14 protein-coding genes are annotated in these 14,253 nt (G+C 71.2%); 8 read left to right on the forward strand and 6 right to left on the reverse strand.

Annotated elements, in window-relative coordinates:
• Positions 1–34: 34 nt before the first annotated feature.
• Positions 35–2,716: a SpoIIE family protein phosphatase/ATP-binding protein gene (locus AMK22_RS24930; RefSeq protein ID WP_073788483.1), complete on the reverse strand. Its 2,682-nt coding sequence runs from the start codon at positions 2,714–2,716 to the stop codon at positions 35–37.
• A gap of 248 nt (positions 2,717–2,964) precedes the next feature.
• Positions 2,965–4,041 carry an alkene reductase gene (locus tag AMK22_RS24935; RefSeq protein WP_073788485.1) on the reverse strand — a complete coding sequence of 359 codons (1,077 nt, stop codon included), beginning with the start codon at positions 4,039–4,041 and terminating at the stop codon, positions 2,965–2,967.
• A 189-nt stretch (positions 4,042–4,230) separates the two neighbouring features.
• Here AMK22_RS24935 and AMK22_RS24940 point away from each other — a divergent pair, with 189 nt between their 5' ends.
• Positions 4,231–4,725, forward strand: coding sequence for a MarR family winged helix-turn-helix transcriptional regulator (locus AMK22_RS24940; protein WP_073788487.1), 495 nt, complete (start codon positions 4,231–4,233; stop codon positions 4,723–4,725).
• Positions 4,726–4,774: 49 nt separating this feature from the next.
• On the opposite strand, the gene AMK22_RS24945 is transcribed toward AMK22_RS24940, so the two are convergent.
• Complete coding sequence (locus AMK22_RS24945; RefSeq protein WP_073788489.1) at positions 4,775–5,836, reverse strand: aminotransferase class V-fold PLP-dependent enzyme; 1,062 nt, start codon at positions 5,834–5,836, stop codon at positions 4,775–4,777.
• Positions 5,837–6,043: 207 nt separating this feature from the next.
• Positions 6,044–6,766, reverse strand: coding sequence for a DsbA family oxidoreductase (locus AMK22_RS24950; RefSeq protein WP_073788490.1), 723 nt, complete (start codon positions 6,764–6,766; stop codon positions 6,044–6,046).
• 458 nt (positions 6,767–7,224) lie between these two features.
• Here AMK22_RS24950 and AMK22_RS24955 point away from each other — a divergent pair, with 458 nt between their 5' ends.
• Both AMK22_RS24955 and AMK22_RS24960 read left to right on the forward strand, forming a co-directional pair.
• A complete protein-coding gene (locus AMK22_RS24955) occupies positions 7,225–7,668 on the forward strand; it encodes a large conductance mechanosensitive channel protein MscL (protein WP_073788492.1) in 444 nt (147 codons plus the stop codon).
• 324 nt (positions 7,669–7,992) lie between these two features.
• On the forward strand, positions 7,993–8,736 hold the full coding sequence (locus tag AMK22_RS24960; protein WP_073788493.1) for a hypothetical protein: 744 nt from the start codon (positions 7,993–7,995) through the stop codon (positions 8,734–8,736).
• Here the strand turns inward: AMK22_RS24960 and AMK22_RS24965 are convergent.
• On the reverse strand, positions 8,726–9,202 hold the full coding sequence (locus AMK22_RS24965; protein ID WP_073788495.1) for an ATP-binding protein: 477 nt from the start codon (positions 9,200–9,202) through the stop codon (positions 8,726–8,728). The genes AMK22_RS24960 and AMK22_RS24965 overlap by 11 nt on opposite strands.
• Before the next feature lie 164 nt (positions 9,203–9,366).
• Here AMK22_RS24965 and AMK22_RS24970 point away from each other — a divergent pair, with 164 nt between their 5' ends.
• From AMK22_RS24970 to AMK22_RS24985, 4 genes are all read left to right on the forward strand, one after another.
• Positions 9,367–10,224, forward strand: coding sequence for a helix-turn-helix domain-containing protein (locus AMK22_RS24970; RefSeq protein ID WP_073788497.1), 858 nt, complete (start codon positions 9,367–9,369; stop codon positions 10,222–10,224).
• On the forward strand, positions 10,221–10,454 hold the full coding sequence (locus AMK22_RS24975) for a DUF397 domain-containing protein (RefSeq protein ID WP_073788499.1): 234 nt from the start codon (positions 10,221–10,223) through the stop codon (positions 10,452–10,454). The genes AMK22_RS24970 and AMK22_RS24975 overlap by 4 nt, the downstream gene beginning before the upstream one ends.
• 105 nt (positions 10,455–10,559) lie before the next feature.
• Complete coding sequence (locus AMK22_RS24980) at positions 10,560–10,760, forward strand: DUF397 domain-containing protein (RefSeq protein WP_073788501.1); 201 nt, start codon at positions 10,560–10,562, stop codon at positions 10,758–10,760.
• Between the two features lie 265 nt (positions 10,761–11,025).
• The gene (locus AMK22_RS24985) at positions 11,026–11,442 is read left to right on the forward strand and encodes a DUF7144 family membrane protein (protein WP_242434126.1); all 417 of its coding nucleotides are present in this window, start codon (positions 11,026–11,028) and stop codon (positions 11,440–11,442) included.
• Between the two features lie 66 nt (positions 11,443–11,508).
• Here AMK22_RS24985 and AMK22_RS24990 read toward each other — a convergent pair whose 3' ends face one another.
• Positions 11,509–13,029: an aldehyde dehydrogenase (NADP(+)) gene (locus AMK22_RS24990; protein ID WP_274535437.1), complete on the reverse strand. Its 1,521-nt coding sequence runs from the start codon at positions 13,027–13,029 to the stop codon at positions 11,509–11,511.
• 232 nt (positions 13,030–13,261) lie between these two features.
• On the opposite strand from AMK22_RS24990, the gene AMK22_RS24995 reads away from it, so the two are divergent.
• On the forward strand, positions 13,262–14,032 hold the full coding sequence (locus tag AMK22_RS24995) for an IclR family transcriptional regulator (RefSeq protein WP_073788505.1): 771 nt from the start codon (positions 13,262–13,264) through the stop codon (positions 14,030–14,032).
• Positions 14,033–14,253 lie beyond the last annotated feature (221 nt).

Consider the following 14,253-nt stretch of genomic DNA (forward strand, 5'->3'; position numbering starts at 1 on the left):
AAGGCGCGCCCCTCGGGGCTCGTCGGCGCGGCGCTCAGAGCTCCACGCCGAAGACGTCCGGCCACACCGTGCCGTCCGCGCCCCCGCCGGCCCGGGTCAGCGACAGCTCCGCCCAGATGACCTTTCCCTGCGGCGTGTAACGGGTGCCCCAGCGTTCGGCCACTCTGGCGACGAGGAACAGACCACGGCCTCCTTCGTCCATCAGAGCGGCGTCGCGCAGATGGGGCGAGGTGCTGCTGGCGTCGGCCACCTCGCAGGTCAGGGTGCGGTCGTACAGCAGTCGTACGGTGACCGGCGCGGAGCCGTAGCGGATGGCATTGGTGATCAACTCACTGAGGACCAGCTCCATCGGGAACGCGAGCGCGGGCAGGCCCCAGTCGTCGAGCTTCCGGGCCGTGGCGGCGCGCATCCCCGCCACCGCGGCGGGGTCGAAGGGTACGTCCCAGTCGGCGACGCGGTCGGGCGGGATCGCCCGCGTCCGGGCGATGAGCAGCGCCACGTCGTCCTTCGGCCGACTGGGCAGGAGCGCGTCGAGCACCGCCTGGCAGCTGGCCTCCGGCGATCGGTCGGGGTGGCCCGCCAGGGCCTGGCGCAGCAGCTCGATCCCCACGTCGATGTCCCGGGTCCGGTCCTCGATGAGCCCGTCGGTGTAGAGGACGAACTGCGTGCCCTCCGCAACCGTCAGTTCCGCGGTCTCGAACGGCATGCCGCCCAGGCCCAGGGGCGGGCCGACCGGCAGGTCGGGGAAGGACACGTCGCCGTCGGGCCGGACCAGCGCGGGCGGGGGATGTCCGGCCCGCGCCACGGCGCAGTGGCGGGAGACGGGGTCGTAGATCACGTAGAGGCAGGTGGCTCCCATGACGCCCGCGGCGACGGCGGTCTGCGCCTCCTCCTGGTCGATGCGCGCGACCAGGTCGTCGAGGTGGCCGAGGATCTCGTCGGGCGGCAGGTCGAGGGTGGAGAAGTTGTGCACGGCCGTGCGCAGCCGTCCCATCGTGGCGGCCGCGTGCAGGCCGTGGCCGACGACGTCCCCGACGACCAGCGCCACGCGGCTGCCCGGGAGCGGGATCACGTCGAACCAGTCGCCGCTCACCCCGGAGATCGCGGGCAGGTAGCGATGGGCGACCTCGAGCGCGCTCTGTTCGGGCAGGGCCCTCGGGAGCAGGCTTCGCTGCAGTGTCACGGCCATGCCGTGCTCACGGGTGTAGCGGCGGGCGTTGTCGATGCTGACGGCCGCCCGGGCCACCAGTTCCTCGGCCAGGGACAGATCGTCCTCGTCGAACGGCTCGGGCTTCCCGGAGCGCCAGAAGTTGGCCATGCCCAGGATGACGCCCCGTGCCTGGAGGGGCACCGTGATCAGGGAGTGGATGCCGTAGTCGACGATCCTCCGGGTCAGCTCCGGGTCCTGGGCGAGCCAGCCGGGCGCGGCGGACAGGTCGGGCACCAGCTCCGGCCTGCCGGTGGCGAAGGCCCGTGCCTGCGGGGTGGAGGGGAGGAAGCTGGTCAGGCGGCCGGGGCTGTAGAGGGGGTGGTCGTCCCGGACACCGTGGACGGCGGTGCGGCGCATGTCAGCGTTCGTACCGGTCGGCTCGTCCCCCCGCAGGACCGGGTCGGCCAGGTCGACGGTGGCGAAGTCGGCCAGTCGGGGGACTGCGACCTCGGCCAGCTCCTCGGCCGTGCTCACCACGTCGAGGCTGGTTCCGATGCCGAGGCCGGCGTCGTACAGCAGCCGCAGCCGCTCGCGGGCGCTCTCCGCCCTGCCGGACAGCGCCCGCAGTTCCGTGGAGTCACGCAGGGTCACGACCGTCCCCTTGGGTCCGCCGTGACGGTCCGTGGTCCGTTGGTTGACCGCGAGCAGCCTGTCCCCCACGAGGTGCACCTCGTCCGTGGCCGTGCGCCCCGAGGTCAGCAGTGCTGCCATGCCGGGGTCGAGACCGGGCACCTCCGAGATGTGCCGCCCCTCGGCGTCGAGCGGCAGGTCGAGCAGCCGTCTGGCCTCGTCGTTGGCCAGCAGCAGCCGGCCGTCGTTCCCGACGATGAGCACGCCCTCGCGCACGGAGTGCAGCACCGCGTCGTGGTGCTCGTACATTCGGGTCATCTCGGCCGGGCCGAGCCGGTGGGTCTGCCGCCGCAGCCGCCTGGCCACCAGCGCCGTCCCGGCCGTGGCCATGGTGAGCGCGGTCGCGCCCGCGCCCAGGATGATCGGGATCTGGCGTGCGACCGCCCCGGTCACGTTCTCGGCCTTCACCCCGGCGGCCACCAGGCCCACGACCTTGTGCGCGGGATCGCGGACAGGGACGATCGCCTGCACCTCGCGGCCGAGCGGACCGTTGACGCTCTCGGTGTGCACCTGGCCGGCCAGCGGCGGTCCGATGTCGCCGACGAGCCTCTTCCCGATCAGTTCCGGCCGGGGATGCGTGTAGCGGATCCCCTGCGTGTCCGCCACGACGATGAAGTCGACGTCGGCCGCCTTCCGCCCCGCCTCGGTGAGCGGCTGGAGCACCCGGGAGGGATTGGGGACACCCAGCGCGGCCACGACGCCCGGCGCGTGCGCGAACGTCTGCGCGACGGCGATGCAGCGGCGTCTCGCCTCGGTCTCGCTGTCGTACCGGGACTCCACGACGAGCGCCAGCATCGCGGCGGCCACCAGGAGCACGACCACGGCCACCTGAAGGGCGAAGACCTGGCCCGCGAGGCTCCGGGGGTACTTGCCCATGAGTGACCGAAGCTGTGCGCTCCGGAATCGGCCGCGACGACTGACCACATTGCCCTTTTTAACACCGCGGGGCCGAAGGCGCGTGCGGCGGAGCCGGTCGGCGCCCGCCCGGTGCGGGAGCGCGCGACGACGCCCGCGCCGGTCCGGCGGCCATGGGGCCGGACCGGCTCCGGGACGCCACGGGTGACGCGGCCGTCCCCCGTCGTGACCGCCCCGTTCACGCAACCGGGTGCGGCCCCTCGCGGCCGTCAGAACCGGACGGTGTCCAGCGCCGGGTAGTCGACGTATCCCTTGGCGTCCCCGCCGAAGAAGGTGGACGGGTCGGGGGTGTTGAACGGGCCGTCGGCCTTCAGCCGGGCGGGCAGGTCCGGGTTGGCGATGAACAGCGCGCCGTACGCGATGATGTCGGTGGTCCCGTCGTCGACCAGCGTGTGGTCGTCCGGCCCCGTCGGTCCGTCCGTGTGCGCGTTCAGGACGAGGACGCCGGAGAACTGCTTGCGCAGCGCGAGCGTCAGCTCACGCATCTCCACCGCCTCCAGGACATGCAGGTAGGCGAGGCCGAGCGGGTCGATCTCGCGTACGAGCGCGGTGTAGACGGCTTCCGGCGCGGGCTCGTCGATGTCGTTGTACGGGTTTCCGGGCGAGATGCGCAGCGCGGTCCGCTCCGCGCCGATCTCGGCGGCGACGGTCTTGACCACCTCGACGGCGAACCGGATGCGGGCCTCCTCGGAGCCTCCCCACTCGTCCGTGCGCAGATTGCTGTTCGGCGCGAGGAACTGGTGGATGAGGTAGCCGTTGGCGCCGTGCAGCTCGACCCCGTCGAAGCCGGCGTCGATCGCGTTGCGGGCGGCCGAGGCGAAGTCGGCGACGGTCTGCCGGACCTCGTCGCCGGTCAGTTCGTGCGGCGTGGTGAAGTCCTTCATCCCTGCGCCGGTGAAGAGCTGTCCCGCGGGCCTGACCGCGGAGGCGCTGACCGGCGTGAGTCCGTCCGGCAGCACGACCGGGTGGCCGATCCGGCCCGCGTGCATGAGCTGGGCAAAGATCCTGCCGCCCGCGGCGTGCACCGCGTCGGTGACCTTGCGCCAGGAGGCGACCTGCTCGGCGCTGTGCAGCCCCGGGGTGCCGGGGTAGCCCTGACCCACCACCGACGGCTGGATGCCCTCCGAGACGATGAGGCCCGCCGAGGCGCGCTGGGCGTAGTACTCGGCGACGAGATCCGTGGCGGTGCCGCCCTCACCGGCCCGGCTGCGGGTCATCGGGGCCATGGCGATCCGGTTGGCGAGCCGGACGGCGGGCAGGTCGATCGGGTCGAACGCAGTGGTCATGGGAGCTCCCAGAAGAATATATGGTCGGCCAACTATTTTCCGACCGCGCCACTGTAACCCACTGCTTGGCCGACCAAGCAATGATCCGGTGAAGGTAGTGTTCGTCGAAGGAAGCGCCCGGTTCCCGCTCCCCGCCCGCCCCCGCACCACCGGGGCACGGCGGCGGCGACACCACTCCGAGGAGTCCCGATGAAGGCCGAACCCGTCTGTGCCCAACCGCCGAGCGCCACCCTCGGCGGCCCGGTCAGCCATGCCGTCTCGCGGGTCGCCCGGCTGCACCGGATCGCCGCGGGCAAGCTGCTCAGGGGGCTCGGGCTCTACCCCGGCCAGGAGTTCTTGATGATGTTTCTGTGGGACGGGGGCCCGGTACGGCAGTCCGAGCTGATCAAGGTCATGGACCTGGACCCCTCCACCGTCACCAAGATGCTCCAGCGCCTGGAGCAGGCCGGGCACGTCCGCCGCTCCCCCGACCCGGACGACCGCCGGGCCGTCCTGGTCGAGGCCACCGAGGAGAGCTGCGCGCTGCACGCGGCCGTGGGGCGGGCGTGGACGGATCTGGAGGGCCTCACCCTCGCCGGGCTGGACCCGGCCGAACGCGCGGAGCTGGCCCGGCTGCTCGGCAAGGTCGAGGAGAACCTCTGCCGGGAGGCCGCGGGGGCCGCGGACTGTCCCGGGCGCCGCTGACCCCTGCCGAACCGGGGACGCGGGGCACGGCCCGGTCGCCCTCGCGGACTCAGCGGGCGAGCACGTCCAGGGCCCGGTCCGCGTCGGCCTCCGTGTTGTACAGGTGGAAGGCCGCGCGCAGACTTCCCGCCCGGTCCGAGACCACCACCCCGGCCCGCGCCAGCTCGGCCGCCCGTCCGCCGAGTCCGGGCACGGCCACGACGGCCGACTCCCCGGGCACCGCCTCGCGCCCCAGCCCGGCGAGCCCTTCCCGGAAGCGGGCCGCGAGCCCCGTGACGTGGGCGTGGATGGCGTCGACACCGACCTCATCCAGCAGCGCGAGGGAGTGCTCGGCCCCGTGGTACGAGAGGAAGGACAGCGGTTCGTCGTAGCGGCGGGCGCTCTGCGAGAGCCGTCGGACCGGGCCGTACGTGCTGTTCCAGGGGTCGTCGGAGGCGGCCCACGCGGCGAAGAGGGCCGGGAGGGTGCGCTGCGCCTCCTCGGTGACGGTGAGGAACGACGTGCCCCGCGGACCGAGCAGGAACTTGAAGCCACCGACGACGGTGTAGTCGTACGCCCCGGCGTCCAGCGGGAGCCAGCCGGCCGACTGGGTGGCGTCGAGCAGGGTCCGGGCGCCATGGGCCGCCGCCGCTTTCCGCACCGCGTCGAGGTCGGCGATCCGGCCGTCGGCGGACTGCACGGAGGAGAAGGCGACGAGCGCGGTCCCGGGCCGCACCGCGTCGGCCAGCGCCTCCAGCGGCACATACCGCACCCTCAGGTCGCCACGGCCCGCGAACGGGCTGACGATGGAACTGAACTCCCCCTCGGGCGCCAGGACTTCGGCCCCCGCCGGGAGCGAGGCCGCGATCAGCCCGACGTGCACGGAGACGGAACCGCCGGTGGCCACCCGGTCGGCGTCGACCCCGACGAGGCGGGCGAAACCGGCCCGGGCCGCCTCCACCGCCTCGAAGTCGCCGGAACCGACCCTGCGTCCCGTGGCGAGCTCGTCGACGAGCTTCTTCACGGCCTCCACCGCACGACGGGGCAGCAGGCCGCAGCTGGCGGTGTTGAGGTAAGTGGTCTCCGGTGCGAACTGGTCTTCCACCACACGGCTGAGCGAATCGGTCTCCATGCGTCCAGCCTGAAGCCGCCTTGAACACCCGTCAATCACTGGCGATCAGCGAAGATCGCCGGCGATCGAAGGGAATCCAAAGGGACGCTCCCCCGTCCACCCGGGCCCTACCTCGGCCCACCGCACGGACGCGGCCCGGGTCCCCCGCCCACGCCGGGACGGCCGGGACCGCCGCCCACGCGCCCGAACCGCCGGGACCACCGGGGCTCAGGAGGCGCCGCCGCCGTTCTGCGGGACCTCGCAGGCACCGTCGGCGTCGCACGCCGCGGCGTCCCCGCCGATCGCGGTCAGCGGCCGGTCCTTCCACGCCTGTTCGAGCGCCTGCGCGAAGACCTCGGCGGGCTGACCGCCGGAGATCCCGTACCGCCGGTCGAGCACGAAGAACGGCACCGCGTTGGCCCCCAGCTCGGACGCCGCCCGCTCGTCCGCCCGCACCTCGTCGGCGTAGGCCTCCGGATCGGCGAGCACGGCCCGCGCCTCGTCCGCGTCGAGGCCGGCCTCGACGGCCAGCTCGACCAGCACATCGGCGTCGTAGACGGAGCGCTCCTCGGCGAAGTTCGCCCGGTAGGCGAGGGTCAGCAGCTCGTCCTGGCGACCGCGGGCCTTGGCCAGGTGGAGCAGCCGGTGGATGTCGAAGGTGTTGCCGTGATCGCGGCCCTCGGTGAGGTAACCGAGCCCCTCGGCCCGGGCGTTGGCCGCGACGTTCTCCTCCATGGCCCGCGCCTCGTCGGGGGTTCGACCGTACTTCCGCGCCAGCATGTCGACCACCTGCACGGTGTCGCCCTTGGCGTGCCCGGGGTCGAGCTCGAAGGACCGGTGCACGACCTCGACCTGGTCGCGGTGGGCGAACCCCGCCAGGCCCTTCTCGAAGCGGGCCTTGCCGATGTAGCACCAGGGGCAGGCGATGTCGCTCCAGATCTCGACGCGCATGTCTCTTCTTCTCTCCGGAAGTCGGGGGCCGGGGTCCGGCCCCCGGAATCCGGGGGCCGGTGCCCGTGGCCGGGCAGCGCGAAGCACTCCTCCGCGCACCGGAACGAACACCACGGCGGCCCCGCGCATTCCCGGAACACGAACCGGCCGGTGCGCACCACGGGCACCCCGCGCGCCACGCCGGAGCCGTCGCGACGCGGGCCCCTGTCGGCCGACGCGCCATCGGGCCACCGAGAAGGAGGATCCGCCGGAATTGCAAGCCTGGCCCGCATCCCGATTACACGAACTGTCCTTTTCTCGGATGTGGATATTCGCCCGATCGACGTAATGGCCGCCGACGGAGTTCGGCAGTCGAGGGAAGAAAACCGCCCGCGCCTGCGCCGTAATACTCGATGCACGCCGAGGAATGTAGCGTGCTGCCCGGTCCCGACCGGAGGCCCAGTCGCGAGGAGCCGGAAATGCTCAAGGGGTTCAAGAACTTCATGATGCGCGGCGATGTCGTCGTCGTAGCTGTAGGGCTCATCGTCGCATTGGCCTTCAGTACCTTGATCAAGGCGTTCACCGATTCCGTGATCAACCCCATCATTGCGCGTGCTCAGGGCGGCCGTTCAGTCGGATTGGGGTGGCAGCTCGGCCAAGCGGGCAACAAGGCTACGTATCTTGATATCGGTTCCTTCATCTCGGCAGTCATCTACTTCGTCATCTTCATGGCCGTCGTCTACTTCCTCATCGTCGTACCGTACAAGCGATATTCGGCGCGGCACGGTGCGGTGGTCTTCGAAGAGCCGGGGCCTGTCAAGACGTGCCCGGCCTGCCTGTCCGAGGATCTGCCGGCCGCTGCCGCCAAATGTCGGTACTGCGGCACCGAGCAGCCACCGACGCCCAAAACACCACACCCCTGATCGGACGGGGAGACCACGACCGTTCCGGAGTGTTTCCAGGCAGCGAAGGACCAGGGCGGCCTGGAAGCACTACCGGGTCCGCCGCTGGACCGCATGGCGGAGAGACGACGCGACGCGCGGCAGGACCCTCCGACGGCCCCGGTCCAAGCGATCTCTCCCGGGCCGCACAGGCATGGCTTTCGTGCGCTCGCCCCCCACAGCTCAACGGCCTCATCGGCCCCTGAACCATCACGGCACGGACACAGGGCCCCAAACACCTGCGCGAACGCAAGGGTGCGTGATGTGATCCAACGGGGACGAAGGTCACGATCGAGGGGGAGACTGATGATTTCCGAGCCGGAGATGACGGGGGACTTCGCCCCCACCGACTCCCGCGAGGTGATGGACGGTTTCGGAAGCGAGCCCGCCGGGGGATCCGGGAAGCACAGACCGTGGCTGTGGGCGCTGGGCGGGGCCGTCATGGCCACCGCCCTCTGGGCCGGGGCGTTCTTCCTGTACGGACTCGGCGACCGGAGACCGGACTTGCACGGGTACCGACTGGACAAGAATCCCTGCCCGTCCCTGCGGCTGAAGTCGCTGGGCGCGGCGATCGGACCGAGGGAGAAAGCCGATACCGGACCACGGTTCCTGAACCATGCCGCCCTCGACCAGGCGCGGTGTTTCATCTCGCTTCGGCCGACGGGCGCGGTCGACCAGCCCGGCAAGGGCTGGTCGATCAACTACGGCGTCGGAGTCACGGTGTCTCTGCACAAGGAGTCGGACCCCGGAGCCGAGTTCGAGGCCCTGCGACAGGTGACCGACACGGGCATCGACCCGGAGGCGAAGCTGGAGACAGTGCCGAATCTCGGCGAACGGGCCTACCTGCTGACCGGTGACGACGGATCCTCGGAGCTCCGGGTGCGGGAGGGCGGCGCGGTCTTCTCCCTGAATCTCTACGTCTTCACCCAGTACATGGGCGACGGCCCGGACGAGCAGCCCGACGGCGAACCGGAGGTGCCCAAGGCATCCGCCTACCACTCGGCCATGATCAGTGACATGCGCGACCTCATGGCGACGCTCAACCACTGAGGGCCTGCCCCCGCGCCCCGGTGGTCACGGCACGGACCTCGGCCCATACCGTCTTCCCGGACGGTGGGCACGGGTCCACGCCCCAGTCCACGGCGAGCGCCTCGACGATGATCAGCCCTCGCCCGCCCTCGTCCGCCTCCCGGAGCACGGCGGGGAGATCGCGTTCACCGCGCGGGTCGGTGACCTCGATCCGCAGCCGTCCGGTCGGCAGCAGGGCCAGCCCTAGACGGAACCCCCGCCCCTCCAGCCTCCCGTGCACGACCGCGTTCGTCGCCAGCTCGGCGACGACGAGCGCGGCGGCGTCGGTGCGCTCCCCGTCACGCGGCCATCCCCACGCCGCCAACTGCTCCACCGCGAGCAAGCGGGCCAGTCGGGCACCTCGGCGGGTGGCACTGAACAGCTGCGTGAACTGCTGTGCGGATGCTGCTGGTTGCGGGGTATCGATCTGTACGGATTCACTCGTCACGCCACTCAGCGTGGTCGAGCGGCCGTACGCTGACCAGCAACGACGACGGTACGCAGCGTGCATGTACCGGTACGCACGGCGACCGGTACCGCCCGTCCCCCGTGACGCAGGAACGGGCGGCGGCGGGCGCGGTGGGCCGATGAGCAGCGAAGGCGGGCAGCACCATGGAGTTGGACGGCGCGATCGACGGCAGCGACGACTCGGAGGAAGCGGCGGACCTGTTCCGTGTGGTCGGCCGTCAAGTCCGGCTGCTGCGCGAACGGGCCGGCCTCACTCAGCGGGAACTGGGCGAACGCCTCGGGTACAGCGAGGAGCTGATCCGCTCGCTGGAACGCGGACGCAGAACGCCGCAGCCCGAATTCCTGGACTCGGCCGACGACTTGCTGAGCGCGGGCGGACTGCTCCGGTCCACGATGGAGGACGTGAAGCGCGCGAAGGCACGGGCGCGCGTGAAGCATCCGGCGTGGTTCAAGGATTACGCGAGGCTGGAGGCGGACGCTGTCGAGCTTTGCTACTACAGCAACCACACGGTGCCTGGTCTGTTTCAGACCGAGGCGCACACACGCGCCCTGTACGCCATGCGCAAGCCCTTGCTGGACGACGAGCTCATCGAACAGCGGGTGACGTCCCGCCTGGCTCGACAGACCGTCCTGACGAAGCGCCCCGCCCCGATGGTGAGTTGCGTCATCGAGGAGGCGATCCTCCGACGCCCCATCGGTGAATGGGACGTTCACGAGGAGCAGCTCCAGGAGCTGGCCAGGCTCGGCGGGTTGCGAAACGTGGAGCTTCAGGTCATGCCGCTGGACCGACCTGAACACGCGGGCCTCGGTGGCCCGTTCATCCTCCTCACTCCGACACGTAAACCACAGGTCGGCTACCTTGAGGTACAGAACATCAGCCGGTTGATCACCGACCCGGAGGAAGTTCGTATTCTGGCCGCACGATACGGGTGCATCCGATCGCAGGCACTCACACCGCGTGAGTCCTTGGCTCTGATCGAAAGGTTGCTGAAAGACCGATGAAGCCCGACATCCGGGTTCAGAGCCCGGCAGACAACTCGTGGTTCAAGAGCAGCCACAGCTCCAACGAGGGCGGCGAGTGCGTCGAGGTGTCCGTTGCCGAACAGGCCGTCCTCGTCCGCGACTCGAAGGACACCGCCCGCTCCCACATCGCCCTCACCCCGACCGCATGGACGCACTTCGTGCGATACGCGGCGACTGGAGGTCCAGAACATCAGCAAGCTGATCACTGACCTGGAGGAGGTACGTATGCTGTCGGCGCGATACGGCAGCATCCGAGGTCAGGCACTCAGTCCCCGCGAGTCCCTGGTACTGATCGAGAAGATCTCGGGAGAACAATGAGCGATCGTCAGCCGGTCGACGAGGTCAACCTTTCCTGGTCCAAGAGTAGTTACAGCAGCGGGGAAGGCGGCGCATGCGTGGAGTTCGCCACCGTCGATCACGCCGTCCTCGTCCGCGACTCGAAGGACACCGCCCGCTCCCACCTCACCCTCACCCCGACCGCCTGGACGCACTTCGTGCGATACGCGGCGAAGTGAGCACGCCCTGGCGTCCCCGTCCCAACAGAAAACTGCCACCCTCGCGCCCCCACTGAGGTGAGTCCGGCGTTCGAGGACGCCCGGGCAGGACGCGGCAGGCTCGTCGGCCGACGGGGCCGGGCGGCCGGGTCACTCGGCTGGCCTGGTGCGGTCGCCGCGCGGTGGTCGCGGGTTCACGCTGTGAACGTGGCGGAAGCGCGGCCAGATTCCGCTTCCGCGCCACGGTGTGCGGCGACGACCGCGCCGGCGACGAAAGGTGACAGCCATGGCGAGCATGCCCAGTGGTGTGCGACAGGACACGACGGGCTCCCGGGGCGGCGGACAGGTGGCCGCACCGGCGATGTTCGTCGGCGTGGCGCTGGTCCTCAGCGGCGTGCTGAGCGTTCTCCAGGGCATCACCGGCATCGCCCGCGACAGGCTGTACGGCGTCCCGCTGCACTACGAATACCGCTTCGACCTCACCACCTGGGGCTGGATCCATCTGATCGTGGGGATCGCCCTGCTGGTCGGTGGTTTCGGAGTGCTGCGGGCCATGAGCTGGGGTCGTTCGGCCGGTATCGGGCTCGCCGCCATCAGCCTGGTCACCCAGTTCATGTTCATCCCGTACTACCCGCTGTGGGCCATCAGCGTGATGACGCTGGACCTCATCGTTCTCTGGGCACTGATCAGGCTTGTCACCTGAGCCCGCCCTCCCGCACCGCCCGGTCGTCGGTTCCGCGTCCTTGTCCACCGGGCGGGACGGCGAGGGTCACGCGCGGCGGCCGTCCACGCTGCGGGGCAGGTTCAGCGGGTTGTTCTCGCGGAGTTCCGGCGGGAGGAGCGCGTCGGGGGTCGACTGGTACGTGAGCGGGCGCAGCCATCGTTCGATCGCGGTGGCGCCGACCGAGGTGGATGTGGATGTGGTGGCCGGATAGGGGCCGCCGTGGTGCTGAGCGGGGGCGACGGCGACGCCGGTCGGCCAGCCGTTGACGAGGACGCGCCCGGCCAGCGGGGTGAGGGCCGCGAGGAGGGCGGGGGCGTCGGTGTCGGGCCCGTCGGTGGCGGTGTGAAGGGTGGCGGTGAGGTTCCCGGGGAGGCGGGAGAGGACGGCGTCGATCTCGTCGTCGGAGGTGTAGCGGGCGACGACCGTGACCGGCCCGAAGCACTCCTCCAGGAGCGCGTCGTGCGGGCCGTCGGCGGCGAGGAGGTGCGCCGGAACGGTGAGGAAGCCGGGTGCGACGGTGTGGTCGCCGCCCGCGCCGGGGGTGACCGGGGCCTCGACACCGGGGAGCCCGGCCCGTTCGCCCACCCCTGAGAGGAAGGCGTCGCGCATCCGGTGGTCGAGCAGGACCCCGGCCTCGGCGTCGCTGACCGCGTCGGTGAGCGCCTTCAGGAGCCGGTCGCCGCTCTCCCCGGCCGGGGCCAGGACGAGTCCGGGTTTGGTGCAGAACTGGCCCAGGCCCAGGGTCATCGAGCCCGCGAGCCCGGCGCCGATCCGCTCGCCGCGCTCGGCGGCGGCGGCCTCGGTGACGACCACGGGGTTGAGGGAGCCCAGTTCGCCGTGGAAGGGGATGGGGACGGGGCGGGCGGCCGCCGCGTCGTGCAGGGCGCGTCCACCGCGTACCGAGCCGGTGAATCCGGCGGCGGCCACCAGCGGGTGCCTGATCAGTTCGAGTCCCGCTTCGAAGCCGTGCACCAGGACCAGCACGTCCTCGGGCAGTCCGGCCCGTGCCGCCGCCCGGCGCAGTACGGAGGCGCAGAGTTCGGCGGTGGCGGGGTGGTCCGGGTGCGCCTTGACGACGACGGGGCAGCCGGCGGCCAGCGCGCTCGCGGTGTCACCGCCGGGGACGGAGAAGGCGAGCGGGAAGTTGCTCGCCGCATACACGGCGACCACCCCGAGCGGAACTTTGTAGCGGCGCAGGTCGGGCCACGGCGGGGTCCGGGTGGCGTCCTCGTGGTCGATGCGGATGTCGAGGAAGGCGCCCTCGTCGACGACCTCCGCGAACGCCCTCAACTGGGCGGCGGTCCGGGCGACTTCGCCGGTGAGCCGGGCCGGGCCGAGCGCGGTCTCCGCGTCGGCGGCTTCGATCACGTGCTCCCCCGCCTCGGTCAGCAGGTCGGCCGCGGTGCGCAGGAAGGCGGCGCGTGCGGCGCGGTCGGCGAGGGCGCCGCGTACGGCATGGGCGGCCCGGACGGCGCGGTCGACCTCCTCCGACGAGGACTCCACCGCAACCTGCTCGCGCGGGTTGCCGGTTCGGGGGTCGACGCTCAAGACGGGTGCTGCTGCCACCATGATTCCTTCCGCTCCGCTGCCACACATCGGAATTCGTTCGGTATTCTGAACACTGTTCGCGATCTTGAATATGGCCCGACTCTATTTCCGGGCCTCGGGAGTTGGCAAGGAGCCGTACGGCCAAGGAGTCCCCGGACCCCGGAGCGGCTGGGGCCGAAGGCGCCGGGTGCGGGAAGCCACGGGGCTCGTCAGCGGACGGACGGCGTGGAACGGGAAGGGGTGCGGGACGATGTCTGCCGCCGAATCGGGTGGTGCACAGGTCAAGTCCGCCGTGCGCACGGTGGAACTGCTGGAGTACTTCGCCGGACGGCCCGGCATGCACTCGCTCGCCACGGTGCAGGAGGCCGTCGGCTACCCCAAGTCCAGCCTCTACATGCTGTTGCGCACGCTCGTGGAGCTGGGCTGGGTGGAGACCGACGCGACGGGCACCCGGTACGGGATCGGCGTACGGGCCCTGCTGGTCGGCACCTCGTACATCGACGGCGACGAGGTCGTCGCAGCGGCCCGGCCGACCCTGGACCGGCTGGCCGGCGACACCACGGAGACCATCCACCTGGCCCGCCTCGACGGCACGAACGTGGTGTACCTGGCGACCCGGCAGTCCCAGCACCATCTGCGTCCGTTCACCCGGGTCGGCCGACGGCAGCCCGCCCACTCCACCTCGCTCGGCAAGGCGCTCCTGGCCACCCACAGCGACGAGCAGGTCCGCAAGATGCTGCCGGAGACGCTGCCCGCGCCGACCGGGCACACCATCACCGACCGCGAGAGGCTCATCGAGGAGCTGCACGCCGTGCGCGAGCGGGGGTACGCGGTGGACCGTGAGGAGAACACCCTCGGCCTGCGCTGCTTCGGTGTCGCCGTCCCGTACCGCACCCCGGCGCGCGACGCCATCAGTTGCTCGGTTCCGGTCGCCCGGCTCACGCCCGCGCACGAGCAGATGGTGAAGGACGCGCTGTTCGACGCGCGGGACCGGCTCGCCCTCGCCACCCGGAGGCTGTGAGCCGGGCTTTCCCCGCAGGCCGGATCGTGCCCGCTCCGGTCGTGTGCGGTCCCGTCCCCTGTACGGTCCCGTCGCGTGTGTACGGTCCCGTCGCGTGCGCCCCGTCCAGGTCCGGTCGGGGCGTATGCGCCCCGTCCTGTCCCGGCCCCTTCGTGTCCGTTCCGACCTGGTCGCACCGTTCATGAGTAATCGGTGAGAATCGGCGCGGCCCGGAACGACGC

It is taken from the genome of Streptomyces sp. CB01580 (assembly GCF_001905795.1).
Taxonomy (GTDB): Bacteria; Actinomycetota; Actinomycetes; order Streptomycetales; family Streptomycetaceae; genus Streptomyces.